This window comes from Sphingobacterium sp. JB170 (assembly GCF_900163865.1).
GTDB lineage: Bacteria > Bacteroidota > Bacteroidia > Sphingobacteriales > Sphingobacteriaceae > Sphingobacterium.
Genome location: NZ_FUKU01000069.1, coordinates 34,001 through 51,674, shown reverse-complemented (window position 1 = coordinate 51,674; position 17,674 = coordinate 34,001). Strand labels below are relative to the sequence as shown.

The 17,674-nt window shown below is 36.7% G+C and carries 17 protein-coding genes; 4 read left to right on the top strand and 13 right to left on the bottom strand.

Annotated elements, in window-relative coordinates; genetic code table 11:
- On the top strand, nucleotides 1–541 hold a 541-nt coding region (locus FM107_RS18065), incomplete at its 5' end, for a transposase (RefSeq protein WP_143559536.1).
- 324 nt (nucleotides 542–865) lie between these two features.
- Here the strand turns inward: FM107_RS18065 and FM107_RS18060 are convergent.
- From FM107_RS18060 to rhuM, 9 genes are all read right to left on the bottom strand, one after another.
- The gene (locus FM107_RS18060) at nucleotides 866–1,231 is read right to left on the bottom strand and encodes a nuclear transport factor 2 family protein (RefSeq protein ID WP_086949878.1); all 366 of its coding nucleotides are present in this window, start codon (nucleotides 1,229–1,231) and stop codon (nucleotides 866–868) included.
- A 799-nt stretch (nucleotides 1,232–2,030) separates the two neighbouring features.
- Nucleotides 2,031–2,381 (bottom strand): helix-turn-helix domain-containing protein, encoded by a 351-nt coding sequence (locus FM107_RS18055; RefSeq protein WP_086949877.1) that lies wholly within the window; start codon nucleotides 2,379–2,381, stop codon nucleotides 2,031–2,033.
- Nucleotides 2,382–2,534: 153 nt separating this feature from the next.
- The gene (locus FM107_RS20075) at nucleotides 2,535–3,593 is read right to left on the bottom strand and encodes a GNAT family N-acetyltransferase (protein WP_256959623.1); all 1,059 of its coding nucleotides are present in this window, start codon (nucleotides 3,591–3,593) and stop codon (nucleotides 2,535–2,537) included.
- A 378-nt stretch (nucleotides 3,594–3,971) separates the two neighbouring features.
- Nucleotides 3,972–4,325 carry a SnoaL-like domain-containing protein gene (locus FM107_RS18045; RefSeq protein WP_086949876.1) on the bottom strand — a complete coding sequence of 118 codons (354 nt, stop codon included), beginning with the start codon at nucleotides 4,323–4,325 and terminating at the stop codon, nucleotides 3,972–3,974.
- A gap of 86 nt (nucleotides 4,326–4,411) precedes the next feature.
- A complete protein-coding gene (locus tag FM107_RS18040; RefSeq protein WP_256959622.1) occupies nucleotides 4,412–5,209 on the bottom strand; it encodes a carboxymuconolactone decarboxylase family protein in 798 nt (265 codons plus the stop codon).
- Nucleotides 5,210–5,847: 638 nt separating this feature from the next.
- Nucleotides 5,848–6,132, bottom strand: a complete 285-nt coding sequence (locus tag FM107_RS18035) for a hypothetical protein (protein WP_086949875.1) — start codon at nucleotides 6,130–6,132, stop codon at nucleotides 5,848–5,850.
- Nucleotides 6,133–6,194: 62 nt separating this feature from the next.
- Nucleotides 6,195–7,679, bottom strand: a complete 1,485-nt coding sequence (locus FM107_RS18030; protein ID WP_218779046.1) for an ATP-binding protein — start codon at nucleotides 7,677–7,679, stop codon at nucleotides 6,195–6,197.
- On the bottom strand, nucleotides 7,654–7,821 hold the full coding sequence (locus tag FM107_RS19820; RefSeq protein WP_218779045.1) for a helix-turn-helix domain-containing protein: 168 nt from the start codon (nucleotides 7,819–7,821) through the stop codon (nucleotides 7,654–7,656). Before FM107_RS19820 ends, FM107_RS18030 begins: the two co-directional genes overlap by 26 nt.
- A gap of 251 nt (nucleotides 7,822–8,072) precedes the next feature.
- Nucleotides 8,073–9,044 (bottom strand): virulence protein RhuM/Fic/DOC family protein, encoded by a 972-nt coding sequence (rhuM, locus tag FM107_RS18025; protein ID WP_086949879.1) that lies wholly within the window; start codon nucleotides 9,042–9,044, stop codon nucleotides 8,073–8,075.
- Nucleotides 9,045–9,728: 684 nt separating this feature from the next.
- On the opposite strand from rhuM, the gene FM107_RS18020 reads away from it, so the two are divergent.
- The 3 genes from FM107_RS18020 to FM107_RS18005 all read left to right on the top strand — a co-directional run bounded on the left by FM107_RS18020 (nucleotide 9,729) and on the right by FM107_RS18005 (nucleotide 15,125).
- Nucleotides 9,729–12,761, top strand: a complete 3,033-nt coding sequence (locus FM107_RS18020) for a DEAD/DEAH box helicase (protein WP_086949874.1) — start codon at nucleotides 9,729–9,731, stop codon at nucleotides 12,759–12,761.
- Nucleotides 12,762–13,592: 831 nt separating this feature from the next.
- Entirely contained in the window at nucleotides 13,593–14,795 is a 1,203-nt protein-coding gene (locus FM107_RS18010) for a hypothetical protein (protein WP_086949872.1), read from the top strand.
- An 84-nt stretch (nucleotides 14,796–14,879) separates the two neighbouring features.
- Nucleotides 14,880–15,125: an antibiotic biosynthesis monooxygenase gene (locus tag FM107_RS18005; RefSeq protein WP_143559535.1), complete on the top strand. Its 246-nt coding sequence runs from the start codon at nucleotides 14,880–14,882 to the stop codon at nucleotides 15,123–15,125.
- 103 nt (nucleotides 15,126–15,228) lie between these two features.
- Here the strand turns inward: FM107_RS18005 and FM107_RS20315 are convergent, their stop codons facing one another.
- The 4 genes from FM107_RS20315 to FM107_RS17990 all read right to left on the bottom strand — a co-directional run bounded on the left by FM107_RS20315 (nucleotide 15,229) and on the right by FM107_RS17990 (nucleotide 17,558).
- Nucleotides 15,229–15,414 (bottom strand): transposase, encoded by a 186-nt coding sequence (locus FM107_RS20315; RefSeq protein ID WP_143559534.1) that lies wholly within the window; start codon nucleotides 15,412–15,414, stop codon nucleotides 15,229–15,231.
- A complete protein-coding gene (locus FM107_RS18000) occupies nucleotides 15,326–16,108 on the bottom strand; it encodes an IS256 family transposase (protein WP_086949871.1) in 783 nt (260 codons plus the stop codon). The genes FM107_RS20315 and FM107_RS18000 overlap by 89 nt, the downstream gene beginning before the upstream one ends.
- A gap of 188 nt (nucleotides 16,109–16,296) precedes the next feature.
- Nucleotides 16,297–16,839, bottom strand: a complete 543-nt coding sequence (locus tag FM107_RS17995; RefSeq protein WP_086949870.1) for an AAA family ATPase — start codon at nucleotides 16,837–16,839, stop codon at nucleotides 16,297–16,299.
- Nucleotides 16,840–17,186: 347 nt separating this feature from the next.
- Nucleotides 17,187–17,558 carry a VOC family protein gene (locus tag FM107_RS17990; RefSeq protein WP_373408005.1) on the bottom strand — a complete coding sequence of 124 codons (372 nt, stop codon included), beginning with the start codon at nucleotides 17,556–17,558 and terminating at the stop codon, nucleotides 17,187–17,189.
- Nucleotides 17,559–17,674: the final 116 nt, after the last annotated feature.

Here is a 17,674-nt window from a genome sequence, read left to right as displayed (position 1 = left end):
TCCAAAGACCCTTTCTTGGAAAAAGGACTACATGTGCTGTATTGACAGCTTACAAAACAACTTCAACATTGATTCCCTAACAGGGTTATTGGCCGACCAGACCATTGTACTTAACGGATACAAATCCAAAAAACTATATCCGGGGCCATTAAGACTGATAAGGTATTACGACGGGGATAAACAGATTGAACTGGTATTCCTTACCAATAACTTTGAAGTGTCGGCACTTGAAATCACACGACTTTATCGCCATAGATGGCAGATAGAAGTGTTCTTCAAATGGATCAAACAAAATCTGGTCATTAAGTCGCTATGGGGACACTCGGAAAATGCAGTCAATATTCATATTTGGGTGGCCATATGCACTTATCTGACCGTAGCGCTGGTAAAACACAGCCTAAAAAGCAAACTCTCTATTTATGAGATTATGCAAATATTGGGCGTGTCGACATTCGATAAAACACCATTAACTCAACTGATCGCTCAGAATCAAAATATCAAAGAACAAAATTTATGGAACTTATTTGATGCGAAAACTTAACGCATCAGTACTATATCAGAATCTATTCTGGGATGATGGGTCCGAATCGATGTCTGTATTTCTATTTTCATGTTAGTTTTTTGGGGGATGCTCTATTTTATGTCCACTTTTATTTGATTATTTTTAAATTCTCATCAGTTGTGGTTAGGTTTATTGCACGGCGAAATCTACCCATAGTGCGTCAGATCAGCGCGATGCTACATATTAGTTAAGCGACATTGCAACAAAATAGAGAGGACGAACTAATCCTTTTTCTCAAACTCAAATGGAAAATTTTTCCCGAGAGTTGTATATGATCAAGGTACTGCAACTTTTCTCGGAAAATTAAATCGAAATACCGCTTCCTCCCACAACTTTTATTCCATCGGAGAAATTTTTCCAAAAGCGAATATATCTATATTGGGCTTCAATAGGTCGACTGTCATAACTTCCTTTTAAGTTCATTTTCAGCGTAATAGCAGCTAAATCATCTATAATACTTAGCTGTTCAATATTTGGAATAAGCTCAACTATTTTTAGTTTACCACTCCGATAGGTTTCTAAATCCATTTCTTTGGTAATGGTCTCACCGCTCGGGACGATGAAAAGCAAATCATTGTGCAACAGTTTATCGAGCATTACGACGTTATTACTTTTCATAGCTTCGTAAAGTTGGTTTTCAAGATTTAAAACATCGTTTTTTGTTATCATTTTTTTCAATTTATGGAGACGTTATTTTTTAATCAGATTATAATCATTTCTCGGGTAATCGCAACGGCATTTTATATGTCTATGAAAGTTATTTTCTCAACTGCTAAACTAAAAAAATAAATCTTAAGCGCATTGAATTTCACCTGATTGCCTTCGAAGGTGAACAGCTGCGAAATATAAGACGGTTCCAAACATTTAAATTTATGTGATACCTTTGCATATTCTTACGTACTTTTTCATCGGTATTGGGACAAGAATCGGCGTAGTGGCAATATTCGTGCGCCCGAACAATTTTCGCAAGTTTTCCAAAGGAACCTCCGTACTCAAAAACAGGGTAACAAATGTATGCTGTACCAGTAAAAGGTTACTTTCTATTACGCTGTCGATTTTTTAGCATACGTTTTTGCGTCTCAAAAGTTTAAATAACTCGCATTATGGTTTCCAATTACACTCCTTGACGAGTATTCGAATCACAAATACAATACGCAAATAGTAATTATAAATTTGAAATTCTATCATATGTTTATTCTGTACCTAAATTTTACAGATCTACATAAGTCAAATTTCAGGACATAATTTCAAATTATCCTCTTGAATATTGCGGTTTTTAATCAAAGCGCTTTTTTACGCGACTATTTACCAGATATCAGTCGTATCTGATAAATTCAGGAGAATTATTACGTATTTAATTTTGTGAAGTTTCAAATGCATCGTACAATAGAAAATTATTCATGAAAGCAAAACCGTCTTTATTGAATTTCAATAAAGACGGTTACATTAATAATACGACTTCGTCCGATTAGCTGTCCTTTTGCCGTAAATAAAAGGAGGGTGATACACCAGCAGCACGTTTAAACAACATGCTGAATGAAGTTATACTTTCGAACCCTACTGCAAAACAAACTTCAGCTACTGCGACTTCAATTTCTAGTAGTCGCTTCGCCTTTTCAATTCGTACAGATGTCAAGTACTGATGAGGTGTGATCCCGTTAATTTCCTTGAAAATCCGAATAAAGTGATATTTCGAAAGGCATGCTTCCATGGCTATATCCTCAAGATATATTTTTTCCGCATAGTTTTTTTCGATAAAGTCCATGGCCTGGACAATTCTATTTTCAAGATAGCCCTTTAGGCATATTTCTACGTTCATAGTTTTTTGATTTTATTAAAATGAAGCATGCAACTGTCCTTCGTAATCAAAAGATTACACTGTAGTTGTATTTTTGCTTCAAGATTTAATGATGAAGACAAGGTTGTTCAGCGAACCCATACGGGTTAAATGCGTAAGAAGCAAGACTGATTTCTAGCAATCGGTTGAAAGCCTCCAATGGAGCAAACTGTCTGTTTCACCTATTTTAATAAAACCATTTTTCTCAAGAACTTTATACGAAGGTATATTGCCCTTTTCTGTAGAAGCAATGGCAGATTTTATATTGGGCCGTTTAGTAATCCACTTTATCATGGCAGCAACGACCTCGCTCATAAATCCTTTGTTTTGATATTCGTCGTAAACCCCATAACCAATTTCCACTTCTCCCTTTTCATTCGGTTCACCATACATACAGATGTCGCCGACCATTATGTTTTCGGTTTTGGAGATTGCTGTCCATATTGTGCAAAACAAATAGTTTTTGGTTTTGTCTGCCACATTAGGAAAGATTGTCTCTTCGAATGCAGCTTTCAAATCCGCTGAGATCATTCTTGATGACTTATTGAGGTTCAGGTCCGACTCTAAAGAATTGTCGCACTGCACATATTTAACCAATTGATCGTAGGTCAAAGGCTTTAATATTAATCTTTCAGTCTCGATAGTTATTCCAGTGGTCACTTTTGGAGATAAGATATTAAATTCGGGAGCGTATTGGACCATTCCTGAAATATTCTGTAACGCTTCAGGTGCCAAGGCTAACGCCATAAAATTTTGATATGGGACATCAATTGGAAATTTGATATGCCATTTATCTGCCGGGAGAAAACCAAATTTAGGGTAATACAACTCATGTCCTAATACGAAGACTAATTTATGCCCTGACGCTGCTGCTTTCTGCAATCCTTCCTGTACCAGCCGTTTTCCAACGCCTTGGTTTTGAAACACTGGAAGTACAGACAAGGGAGCTAGTCCCAATGCAGACGTTTCTTGTTTTCCGTTGACTATTTTAATATGAGTAAAAAGTATTTGTCCTACGATTTCATTTTCTTGAACTGCGACCAAGGACAAGGAAGGTATAAAGGCATGGCTATTCCTTAGCCTATCGACGAGTTCTGCTTCGTCAAGTCGGCCAAAGGCCAGGTTAATTAGTCGAGAAATCTTTGCGTGATCGTCATTTCTTTCCGGACGTATTATGATGGATGATGTTTTCATTTCCGTATTCTTTTTCACGACGTTTATGGCATGGGGATTTTTTGACCACGCGTAAACCGCCACAATTATTAATTAAGTTAATTGTATAAAAGATTAATGCCACAGGAAATGACATCGTATATTACAATAAAGTAATGGTCTAACCTGTGGCTAGGCCTCTATTGTAGGCAGAAGGAAATTAATATTTTTCATAAACAGTAAATATAATACTTTTCTTTTTTTAAATGGTGTATATGCTTGATTAAAAATTCAATAAGCTTTCTTTTGTGTTCATAATTTTTTTTTAATATCTAGACAAGGCGTCCCTTTAAAATGGAGTTCTTACTAGACTTTGCTTCTCATTATTCTCACAAAGTTCTCAAGAAGTATTTTCATCCTTTATGAAATAAAAAATTGTTGACTGATAATTTTTCCCGATTCCACCCTATATAGGCAGAGTTCATTTAATTCATTTTCGACGTTTTCTATGCAATAGCTCATACGAAGGCCGAAAGTAAAATAGGAGCCAAAAACAAGTACTTCTGATATCATAATTTCACGTATTTGGGTCATGTCAAGGAATTTTTCTTCTTTTGCGATGAGGTTGTCTAGCCCCATAGTGCAGTTCGGCGAACTATCAAGAGGATCTATGCTATGAGCATCAATACTAAATAGTTCTTGATAAGCCAAGACAAAATTTTTGTCTAGAAGTAGTTTTACCATTTTTTTTGAAATCTGTTGTATAGTCGACATAATTAGAGGATTAATTATTCAATTTATTTAGGCATGAAATATTAGAAAAACTTTCTGAATATATGACACGAATTTATTTAATGTTACTATTTATTCGCCACCCTTTCCTCCACTACCTCTTTCAAACTATTCGTGCCATTAATTGCTGCAGGAAAACCTGCATAAACCGTCATCAGTAACATAATTTCTTTGACCTCTTCTACGGTCAGGCCAATATTTAAGCCCGCATTGATATGGAATTTCAGCTGGGATGCTGCATTACCTAACGCTGTTAAAGCCGCTATCGTAGCTATTTGTCGAAATTTTCTATCTAAATTTTTTCTGGAAAAAATATCTGCGTAGGCATATTCCATTACAAACTGTGTCAGTTCTGGAGATATATCGTCGTAGGCGTTTTTTAATTTATCAACGATGGAATTGTCAATTGAAGAAAGCACTTTCTTTCCCAACTCCAACCTATCGCTACTAATATTGGTTGCGGTTTCTCCGATGGAATCTATAACACCTTGCGTTCTACGTTCGGCCAATACTTCTTTTAACATATTCATGGCATTGATACAAGAAGGAAATCCCGAATAAACCGACATTTGCAATATCACTTCCTTAAGCTCATTGATGCTACTTCCTGTATTTAACGCACCGTTGAGATGTACTTGCAGTTGAGGTGCTGCGTTACCCATTGCGGTTAATGCTGCTACAACGGCAATTTCTTTGGATTTTAGGCCAAGTGCTTCTCGGCTATAAATATCGCCAAAAGAATATTCGATGATATATTTACCTAAATCGGGCGAAACATCTTTTAATCCGTTAATTACTTTTTCGCCGAGTGCTCCATCTACTTCCATTAGTTTTTGCCAGCCTTTTTTAAATCTTTCTGATTCCATAATATCTGTTGGTTTATTTTGCGCCCATGATGTAAGATTACAGCATGAAAGCATTAGGATTAAAATAATTATTCTCATCGTTTTTTTTTATAAAAATTTCTTTCTTTTGTAGCAAGACTTTTAACAAAAAGTCGGGAACTTTTATTAACTCCTTATTTTCTGGTTTGTTTTTTTGCCCAATCGATCCACCTCATACGATAGTCGTCCATAACGCTAGGTGATTCAATGTAAGCTAGACATGAACGCTTGGCTTACCATTCTATGCTGGCACTGATATCTCCAGTATGAGAAACTATTCTTCTAAGTCCTGAAATTTTTCATTTACTTATAGAAACAAATAACTAAAAAAAAACACATATTGACTTCTTCGATATTGCGATTCTTTCTTTTTAAGCTACTTATAAATTTAAAAATACAATAACCTGTAAATAAAAGCATTACTCTACATAGTATACTTAAGAAAGGCGGCGAAGTTGTTGGAAGATCAGGACAGCATACTTCAATGTATTTGAAATGACCAATTTCTCCGGTCCAGAGTACCCCTTTCCAATGCCATAGAGCCGAAAAGATTATTACAAAATTGCACTGATAAAAGGAAAACATCAGGTAGACTATGTTGACAAAATTTTTGACGTACATCAGAATATGCTCATGTCTGCTAATCCTTGGTGCCCTACAGGTGGACGCCTGATCCGTGCAATAATAACGGTGCCTTTTGCGTATTTACCGAAGAATTTATCAATCGGAACGGCAATATCAAAGAATACCCTTTTTATAAACCGGGAGGTTTTGGCATTCTGGACATTAGCGATAGCCAAGCAGCAAAATTTATGGTGCTGTTCGAGCAGATGAAACAGGAAATCGACTCCGATTATAGTTACAAATACAATGTGTTGCGTAATCAGGTTTTTGACGTGATCCATCAAGGATTATGTTTGGAACTGAATTCTATCTACATTCCTGTTCTTTTAATTATAGCTTCGCTCTATTTATTTATTATATTTAATAATCTTCTTCCAGTGTCGGTTATCTTATAACGCTGATTGGGATGGGTACGTGTATCAGGATACGCTAATTGAATCCACCCAATATCAATCAATGGATCCAAAAATTTTTTCCGATTAAATGTCTGATTACTTAATTCCATATGTTTAAAGATATCTTCCCGTTTTACCCAATTAACTGTTTCTGCCAGAATATCCAAAACCCGTCCATGAACCTCCTTGTCAAGTACAGCTAGAGCTTGGTTAGTAGCTTGGTTAGTAACTTGGTTAGCAGCTTGGTTAACAAAAGCCATCAAATCTACCAAAGTACTAATATAAAGCGAGTTATCTTGGTCACCAACTTGGTCATTTTCTTGAACACTAGTCTGAAAAAGCTCATGAGTAGCAAGTGTAACCAAAACGTAAGTTTGATCGTCAGTTTCAAATATTGGAGCAGGTGATCCATTATTCTCCATCGCATCATAAATAGTAGGAAAACCCGTTCCACGACCTTCTGTTAAATGAAGCTCTTTCAGGAAATCGCCAATTCGTCTGTTTCTATTTTCTCGTGCAACAATCCTTCTTTGATTCTTTAGAGTAACCGCATTTACTGGTGGAACTGGGCCAGGGAGACTTAATACTTCGATCTTATCGTGCCATATTTGCACCTCAATTGGCGCGCCTAACGCATAACTTTTATGATAAACGGCATTAGCCAAGGTTTCTTCCACGGCTTCATATGGAAAATTATAAAAACGATCAGCTTCCGCCCGATCAGGTCGCTTTACTATTTGTTCAGCTATGATGTTTGTTTTCAGAAAAGATAGAGCGTCTCTTAATTGCTTATGCAAAGGTCCTTTAAAATAAAATTCCTTGAATTTTCTACCAGAAGTACTTTCATGCCAAACTACTTCAATCCATGGTCTAGAAAAAAACCGCTCTGGTTCCTTTGAAAAGAAAAGCAATCCTACATTAAGGGGACGTAGATCTTCATCAGGGCCTTTAGCGATATACATGGCTCTACTAATATCCGACAATGACATCCTTAGGCTTTCAGCATACAAACTACTTTTCACTTCTTGTAGATAGGCCTGAATCAAACCTAAATCAAAATCTTGGATACTTGCCTGGTTATTCATCCGATCATCAAAAGGGATTCTTGCAGTTAATTCGTGCAATCTTCTCAAGTTTTCCCCTTTAGCGATAACTGTAGTAGCACCCAATCGAATATAAGGTTGGCGTTTACCATCGCTCCCTAATGACACTGGTGCTGTATAAGGCCGATTATCTCCAGCGATACACCACAGCACCAGTACATGTTTGTCTTGTAAAACATAGGGCTGCACAATAGGAAAATAGTTCGGACTAACTTTATGACCCAATTCTATAATTTTCTTTTGAATGCTATCCAATTGGTTTTGCCGCAATCCGATTGGAGGCAAAACGGGTTGGCCGTCCTTTTCACCTACTCCAATAATAATAACCACCACCCCAATTATTCAGGTCATTTGCAAATGCACACATAGAATGCAAAACATCTTCAGGATTCCAGCCTTGTTTAAACTCAAGCCGTTCCCATTCAATGGTATTCCCATGTACAAGTTCTTCTATATTTATAGGTAATGCCATAATCACATTAGTTCATTGGGATTAAGTTATTTTAGCTGCCATTTTAAATTCAAAAAAGATCCGTTATCGAATCGACTGCTATACAGCAAATATAAGAAACCCTAATGTAAGTTCGCTAAATCATAATTTACCAAACAAACCTATTTACGATCAAACACAAACCGAGGTCACCTTTTTGTGCGCATAGTTTTAATTTGTGCTTGGTAGTTATATTACTCTTATTATTTTAGATAATTGAGCTATCGGTTATTTTATCTATTTCTGTTTAATACGCTAATCACTAATCGTCTTACGGTTTCCATTTCTTCTGGTTTACTTGAAGCAATAAAAAGTGTTAAACTCGCTAATGTGTCATTATTGATTATAAGTTGTTGTTGAGTATTATAAAGCATATTATTTTGCTGCAAAAACTTTAGAAAGCAAGCTGCTGCTATTCGTTTATTGCCATCTACAAAGGAATGGTTTTTAACAATTAAATATAAAAGCATGGTTGCTTTTTCTTCCAAAGATGGATAAAAATCATGCTCACCAAAGCCTTTTTCAATTTGACTTAAGGAACTTTGAAAACTATCATCTTTTTCTTTCCCGAACACTGCGGAATCAAAATCAGCTACCATTTCGTGAATGAGGGTTTGATACTCTCTCAGGCTTGGATATTGCGCAGCTTTTTTAGTTAATCCCTCTGCGTCTAATTGCTCGTGGTCGTAATCATCCAGCAAACTTAATCCTTTAGCAAAAATACTTAGCCAGGAATTATCAGCCGTTTTCTCTTCAATAGCTCTACCTAATATTTGAATGCCATTTTTTAAAATCTGTACTTCTTGTTCTTTTTGGGCTAAACGCTTTTCATTGACAGCATAGCCCTTAATTAAGTATTCTTTTAAAACACCATTGGCCCAAATACGGAATTGAGTACCTTGTTTTGAGTTGACCCGGTAACCTACAGATATAATAACATCTAAATTATAATGATCGATATTTCTATTAACTTGCCTTTTACCTTCTTGTCGAACTATCCGGAAATTCCGGATAGTTGAATCTGCCAAAAGCTCTTCTGAAGAATAGATGTTCTGTATGTGTTCACTTATGGTACGAACATCTTTATGAAATAATTCTCCCATTTGCGCTTGCGTAAGCCAAACAGTATCTTGCTGTAACTGTACTCCAATTTGTGTAGAGCCATCATTGGCATTATAAATTTCTATTTGACTTGTTGTTGCCATATTCGTCCCATCGGTTATTTTGTTCATATAATTTACTTCCTATAAGCAGCTAGCTATCCAAGAGCACCCTTCCTTCAACCTTCCTTCTTTCTCCATTTTATCAGTAACGTAAGTAATGATTTGATTAATCTGTGATCCAACTTTAGCAGAAGCAAAGCTTTAGAAGTAGCGCCTATTACATCATCTTTCACCAAACTTAAATTATTTCCCATCAAGATCACAACGCTAAACACCTCTTTATAAAGGTATTAAATTATTACACGAAAACCTTATGGAATCGTAACAGACTATGGTTTCCAAGTTGCAGTAGGCAGCAGTTATTTATCATAATACCTATTCGAAACCACGCGAATAAATAACGCATACAGTAACTCTAGTTTATACTTTTTCAGTCATCGGCGCACCTTGCATATCTTAGCATGAACTGGACGCATATTTGATGCGCACATCCAAAGTTTAGAGAAGCCCACTACCTTAAAGCTAAAATAACAATGCTTAAATAAGAATGAAGATTCTTAATCTTGGAACAGACAGTTTTTTTTCAAAATCGATCCCTAAGAAAACAATTCCTGCCGACCACAAGCGGTTAATTATTCCCCAGAATAAACATCGGAAATAAAAATAAACGTACCAGATTATTAAATTTTTAAGGTAAAATTTACCGTATCATACAAGGATATTTACATGGAGAAAATATTGGCTATTAAATTCCAATTTATTATCTTGACTCTAAATGTTAATTCCAGCGTGAAATTCACAAACAACGACATAGCATACCTTATTAACCTTTTCAAAGGTCGTGACGAAGTATTTGCTATACGTTGGGAGAAAGGAGATAAAAGTGGATATATGCCAGCATATAATTATGATCCGCATCACTACCGACTTCATAAAGCAAAAGGAGGCAACTTAAAAAGTTATCAAGATAAAACCTATCGGCCATTGTCCGGCATGGAAATCACGAAGCATCTCAATGGTGTGCAGCAAATCGGAATTTATCCATTACTTCTAAACGACACCTCACATTTTTTGGTTGCTGATTTTGATAAATCCGATTGGCATACGCAAACTTTAAATTTCCTCGAAGCATGTCAGGCGCAGGGTATCCCGGCATATCTTGAACGTTCTCGGTCAGGTAACGGAGGGCATGTATGGATTTTCTTTGAAAAACCATATCCGGCAGCAAAAAGCCGTAAGTTATTTACATATATTTTGGAGAGGTGTGGTGCTTTCTCACCGTTTGATAAAAGTTCCAGTTTCGACCGTTTGTTCCCAAATCAGGACTACTTGTCCGGCAAAGCGCTGGGAAATTTAATTGCACTTCCGTTATTTCTACCTGCATTACAAAAAGGTAATAGTGCTTTTATCGATCCGGAAACATCGGATCCCTTTCCTGATCAGATCAATTATTTGCGAGGCATTGAGCGGGTTAGTTTCGATCATTTAGAAAAGTTATATGACGCAACAGGTGCTGGAATAGACCGCTATAATCCAGCCGTAGGTAAAAAAATAAGAATCAGCCTACGTAATACAATCTGTTTAAATAGTAATGCTATACCTTATAAACTCGTCATTTTTTTAAAAGAACAACTCAACTTTGCGAATTCAGCGTTTATCATTAAGAAAAATTCTGGTAGAAACACTTTCGGCACTCCCAGATTTTTTAAATTAATCGAGGAAACGGCAGATGAAATTCGCATCCCAAGAGGGTTTATTGGAAAACTTCTGCGATTCTGTAGAGAAGCACAACTAGCGCACGAATTTGTCGATAACAGACAAGTACTCCCAACCATTCTTTTCTCTTTTAATGCCGCACTGAGAAATCATCAAACCAATGCCGTAAACGCAGTCGCAAAAAAGGATTTCGGTGTGATCGTTGCCCCACCCGGAGCTGGCAAGACTGTTATCGGTCTGAAAATTATTGCCGACAAACAACAGCCTGCACTTATTATCGTCCACCGCAAGCAACTATTGGATCAATGGGTCGCGCGTATAGAATCATTCCTGGGGATACCGAAAGCAGAGATTGGAATTATAGGTCAGGGAAAAGCAAAATTGGGTACTGGTAAAGTAACCGTTGCAACGATACAGAGCATTCCAAAACAGATTGAAGCTATTCACGACAAATTTGGCACAATCTTAATCGACGAATGTCATCATATTCCGGCGGAATCTTTTCGTAATGCTGTAGGATCACTAGACAGTGTATATTGTTACGGACTTACAGCTACTCCTTTTCGAAAGTATAACGATGACAAATTGATCTTCACATATCTAGGCGATATTATCACTGAAATTCGTCCAGAACAAATTGAAGATTACAAATCAGCAAGGATTGTCATTCGGAATACGCAGCTCAATGTTCCTTTTAGCTCTAAAACAGATAGCTTTGAAACACTTTCCCAGATCCTCATTCACGATACGACGAGGAATAAAATCATCGTGGAAGATGTGGCCATTGAACTAAACCAAGGAAAAAAGGCTGTTATAATCACTGAACGGAAAGAACATATTGAGGCCCTAAATCTGCTATTGAAATCCATATATGAAACGGTAACACTTAGTGGAGACGACTCGGACAGCAGCAAGAAAACAAAATGGAAATCATTGTCAGAAGGAAATTTTCAAGTGCTAATTACAACGGGCCAGTATTTTGGCGAGGGATCGGATATTCAGCACATCAGCACACTTTTTTTAGCGTATCCGTTTTCTTTCCATGGGAAATTAATTCAATACATTGGTCGCGTACAACGCTCTGAAATCAATCCAACGATATACGACTATCGTGATATCCAGATCAACTACCTTGACAAAATGTTCCTTAAACGAAATATCTATTACCGCAAAATTTCTAAGCAAGCTACATTGTTTGATGAACCGGTTATAGATCACCAACCTGAAATGGGGCATCAGTTTAACTTTGAAAAAAACATCAAGATCGCTATTGAGGACCTTTCATTCCATTATGGTCACGTAGCGTTTACGTATAAAGTGGAAGAGATGCATGCAGTTTTGGAATTTCGAATCGACAATCTGGAGATACGACCAGAATTTGAGGTTTTAAAACCGTACTTTATCAAGATCCTAAAATCTAAAAACATTAAGGTTCAGTTAAACGCTGAATTTGAATATGGAAAACTGGTGGCTCAAATGGCTAACTCGGAAGAAATAGAACGGATAAATAAAGAAATTGTGGAAGGTGCAAAATTTCAGTTTCTAAATAAAGGCTTATTAGGTAAGCCACCTTTGCAAAAACAAAACATATTGACTTCCGATCAATTACAGCATGGCGAGACTGTATATGCAAATGGCGAAGAATTACTCGCGGAAATCCTTAAACTACGAAAATACAAACACGCTCGACATGTACAATTTCTAGCCGATCATCACCTGACCAGTATCATGAAAATTAGGTTTGTTCTCCGTCCATTCGCATTTGTATTTCTTTTGTCGCGAGAAAACCAGTACCATGTAGTTCTCGAAACATTAGACACGGAAGAGGCCACCTACGTCTGGCACACCGAGAAAAATAGAACTGTCTTGAAAGACACCATAGTGATGATCGACAAGAACCTGCAGATTATTCGCGAAAAAGGCCGGCAAAGGTTCTTGGAAGATAATGTCCCTAGCAACTTCAGCCGCGTTGTACACGACTATAGCGATCCCGATAAAGGCTTCATGCTTTGGAAAGCATTATTGGAAGAAATTCTTAACTGAGACACCCCATATTGGAAAGATAAAAGAGGTGTCGCCCGCTCAGAGACACTATTTTCTAGAGGCACATATGAAAAATTTAGGAATGCGGTTTTATTATCTTTACAACCAATGAAGAGGTGAGAAATGAATTTTGAAAAATTAACTTTTCGCATACAGCGGACTAACGAGTTTTTACAGAATAATGCAGTAAAAGCTGTAAACAAATTATACGCAAAAATTTGCTTAGGGGATTTTACCTTGTAGGTTTTGAGCAAAACGGAAGTGGCTGTGCTGAATACGGGGTTAAACTACTTGAGAACTTAGCGAAAAATATCAATATCAAAGGCCTGCCAGCGCCAGAACTGTCCCGCTGCAGACAGGTTTACCACACCTCTCTACAGATTTTTGGGTTGATAATCAAAGAATTCAAAAACTGGTTCCTCCCGATTTCTTTGAAGATTTTACTATTTCAAATATCCAAAAATCAATTCTTGGGTCGACAGCCCAAAAATTACAAAACGATAATAGAAAAGACGATCTAGCTCACTTTTCTAGTGTTTTTCAACCTGTTTTTTATACCCACTTTACTGAACTCATCAAAATAGATGATCTAAAAAGGCTTTTTTACGAGTTACTAATTTTAAAAACACAACCCATCGTAAAGGAACTCAAACGACAGATCAACACGCTCACATACGAAAGGTTGGATTGTCCGATAATCACAAAGGAGCAATATCCCAACTGGAGGATTGTCACTACCCGATAAAGCAAAACTGCAAGCATTCATTAATAACGAATTAAAGAACACAAAATAAATAACACCAAAATCATTATATTCACAAAAAAACAACTATGAGATCACTTTTATTGTTGCTCTTGCTGCCCTTTAGTTCATTTGTTGCTAATGCACAAGAAAATGTTGTGGACAGTATCATTACAGAACACAAGCAAACCTTTTCTTACCGTAATAATACGTTTAGTGGAGAGGCTTTAGATACGTTGGTAAATAAAATAGCCGAACACCGTTACATCCTAATAGGAGAACAGCACCATACAAATGAAGTGCCATTATTCGTCACCTATTTAATGCAAAAAATCGAGTTTGATAATTACATCATGGAGGGAAACCAATTTGTTACCAATTTATTGGAGAAAACGCTTAAAAAATCGGAAAAAGATTACAACGAACTGATAACAAAATATCCAGAGCATTTAGGGTTTTATACGTTCTCTAAAGACCGAAAAATATTAGAAACTTTTCTGTTAGCAGATAAGAATGTAATTGAACTGGATCAAGTGTATGGCAGTAGCGATGGACCAATACTGAACGACTTAATAAATATTACGGAAAACAATGAGGCAAAAACAGTTTACAGGCAGTTGTTGGACTTATCTGAATCGAGGTGGGAAAAATACAAACAAAACCCTAATATACAGCCACCCTTTAATAAAGACGAACTTCCCTTGTTAGGTGTAAGAGAACTTACGGAACGACTACAACCATTATTATCCTTGAACCTTTCATCTGAGGAGGAAAGAATAATACATGATCTTGTCATTAGCGATAACATCTATGCTCTAGTTTACGAAGGTAGTTATCTTCGCTCACATGATACGAGAATCTCATTGATGAAAAAGAACTTGTTAAATAATTATGACAAGCTGGTCGGAAAGCGGAATCTGTTTAAGTTTGGGGCAAATCATGTCACTAAGCATAAAAGTCTTAGTCACAACACACCCGATGTGGGTAATATGGCACTTAACCTTGCAGATGCAGAGGGACAAAAATCATTACATATCGCCGTCATGGAAAAATCTGGAAGTTTAGGAGCGCCTTTTGGTGAAGATATAGCGACTAATGGTGCGCCTTATTTAAAGCCTTTTTTAGACCTGACAACTGATAAAAAAGAATGGTTACTTTTTGATTTGAATAAGGTTAGAAATGAAGCAACAAAGAAAAAGATAACTATGGGCTCAACAGTACTTACGAACTTTATTGAGGGGTTTGATTATCTAATTGTCATTCCTGAAGTAACCCCTCAAACAAAATTATAGATATTCAAATAAAGAATAGTGGGATGAGTTTAATTTGAGTTTTGTCTAAATGCTGATCCTAATTACTAAAAAAGCGAAAACACGATGATTTTAAAAGTTGCTATACTAAATGTGAAACCCGAAAAAGCATCCACATTTGAACGAGATTTTCAGACGACAGGACAGTACATCTCTTCAATCGAGGGATATATCCGACATACTTTGAATAAATGTACTGAAGTGACGAACCAATATATTCTTTTAGTCGAATGGACAACCGTGGAGGTAGTGTACAGCGAACTGTCAGAGCTCCTATTAGGCTTCGGATTAAGAGGCTGCAAGCCTCGATAGCATGGGTGGTATAAATAGCTCGTCTTATATCTGTCGAATATTCAAAACAAGTAGATATATTTCCTCGATTATTCAACCATCCCTTTACAGCAAGAGGGTATTTCTACCCCCATTTTTCCTCAAATTCTAACAACATTTCGTAGCCTTGCTCCTGGTTATTAGCCCGATAAACAGGCTTTAAATCCGCAACAACAGCTTTTTTATCTTTTTCCCGAACATAGCGTAAACTTGTCCGAATCTGGTGAACGATACAAAGCTGAACCTTGGGCCTCTGGATAGATAGACGCAATAGCTTCGGGAAATCCTTTCAATCCATCGACGCATGCAACAAGAATATCCTTCACACCTCGCTGTTTTAGATCGGTTAGGACAGAAAGCCAAAATTTAGCGCCCTCATTTTCTGAAAGATAGACGCCGATCAGATCTTTGTGACCATCCCTGTTCACCCCAAGAATATTGTATACAGCACGGGTCTGAACACTACCATTATCTTTAACTTTATAGTGCTGCATACAATCGAGAAATACAAGTGGGTATATAGGCTCTAATGGACGGTTGCGCCATTCATTCATTGCGGGGATAACTTTATCGGTAATGTGAGAAATCTCCATCGCAGAGATATCCATGGCATACATATCCTTTACATAATTCGAGATATCACGCGTACTCATTCCTCGTGCGTACATGGCGATAACGTTGTCTTCAAGTTCCTCTGTGATAATTAATTGACGTTTCGCAACGATCTTGGGTTCAAAAGTACCATTGCGGTCTCGACCACTTTCGAGTTCAAAATGTCCCGATTGAAGGCTTCTGACGGTCTTCTTGGTCTTACCGTTCTTTCGATTGGAGTCACCAGAGGCCTTATTCTCCTCAAGGTGATGTTCTAGCTCTCCCTCGAGCACAGACTCCAGGAGGTGTTTTAACATAGGAGCAAATACACCATCGGTACCGCTCATTTTCTTGCCTTCGTAGAGGCCTTTCATCGCTTATTCCTTGAAACGCTCGAATTCAAATTTGTCGTTTTTCATTATCTGTGTCTAATATAAAAAAATACTTATTCTTTATCTGACGCGTTTACTTTACACCCTCACCGTGGAACCTCATGAAGTTGGCTTTCGGCAATCACCTCAATACGAGAAGGTAGGTATATGGAACGACCCCATATTATAAACTATCTAATTTTATCAAGAACAAATTTCACCCTATTTTCAATAGTACCAAATGGTATTTCGACAAGGTTATATCCGTAGTAAAAATAGATTTCTTTCATTTTCTCAAATGTCAGCACCGCTTCTTCCCAATTTTGTTTTCTTTCACCATCATTTTCATAAATTTCCTTCCAAGGTGCTAGGATAAAGACTTTTTTATTATAGATAACTTCATTAATTAATAGCGTCATTTTTTTAGGAATCGGGATGTTTTCCAAAATGAAATAGCAAAAAGTATCTAAGACGCCACGATCGAAGAAAATAATTCCGGACGGCTTCTCTTTTATAATCTTTTGATATGTCTTTATTGACTCATTGAACATTAGTTTCGCATAGAGCGCCTTATCTTTCCAAGGCAAGCCAATACCATCAATTTTTATTTGTTCTTTTATAATTCTTCGGGCATCCTCTGGAACTGTTTTATACTTTTTTTTGTTCAATTCATTTAGTAAGATGGTCTTTCCTGCTCCTGGACCACCAGTTATCACATAAAAATTATTTTTCATTTTACACTATTTAATTTCCGTTTCGGAAGATGAATTCATCGTGAATAAATATTAAAATGGCATTTGGAGTTTAGGTAACGAGTCGTTTTGGAAAAAGCGGGAGAAAATTTTTGGAACGATTCCACTCTAATTAAGACTATTGGTAAAAAACCGTTCAGTTTCTGATTTAAAGATAGCAATTTAACCAATAAAACAAGCAATGAGGTACAAATTTTATTGACTGTCGAATGAAAAAATCTCTAAAATACACTAGATTTTTTACCGTAAATGTCCAGAGCGAGAACAGAAGAAGCACTGAACTGGGGAACTATCAATCCACGTTAAATTTTTCGCGAGAAACCAATTAATTATGGATTATAAACACCATTAAACAAAATAACTCTCCAACCGTCTGGGTCTTCATAGGTTTCGCTTTTATCTTTCCAACAAGGATTTTCTGGTGCAACAGGCGTGATTTCCATTTCTTGGATTCGTTTATTGGCGTGTTTGTATTCATCAGGACTACCATAATAAAAGACCATTAAATTTTCTTTTGTAGACTCTAGCGAGGGAACTTTATGTATATGGTGAGTGAATTCTAAATGGTGTGCCCTGTCAGGCAACACCAACATTACTCCGTCACAACCTAAATGGCTCTCAAAATCCCCCAATATCTCTAACCCTATAGCTTGATGATAAAATTTAGCAACTCCTTTTAGATTATTAGAATGTCTTGCAATTCTAAATTATACGGCTTTCATCTCGCTTCTGTAAAATTTATTCTGATAAATCGAATATACCATATCCCCTTAGTTTCCAAATCTGGTCAAGCGACTAATTTTTATTTAATATTTTC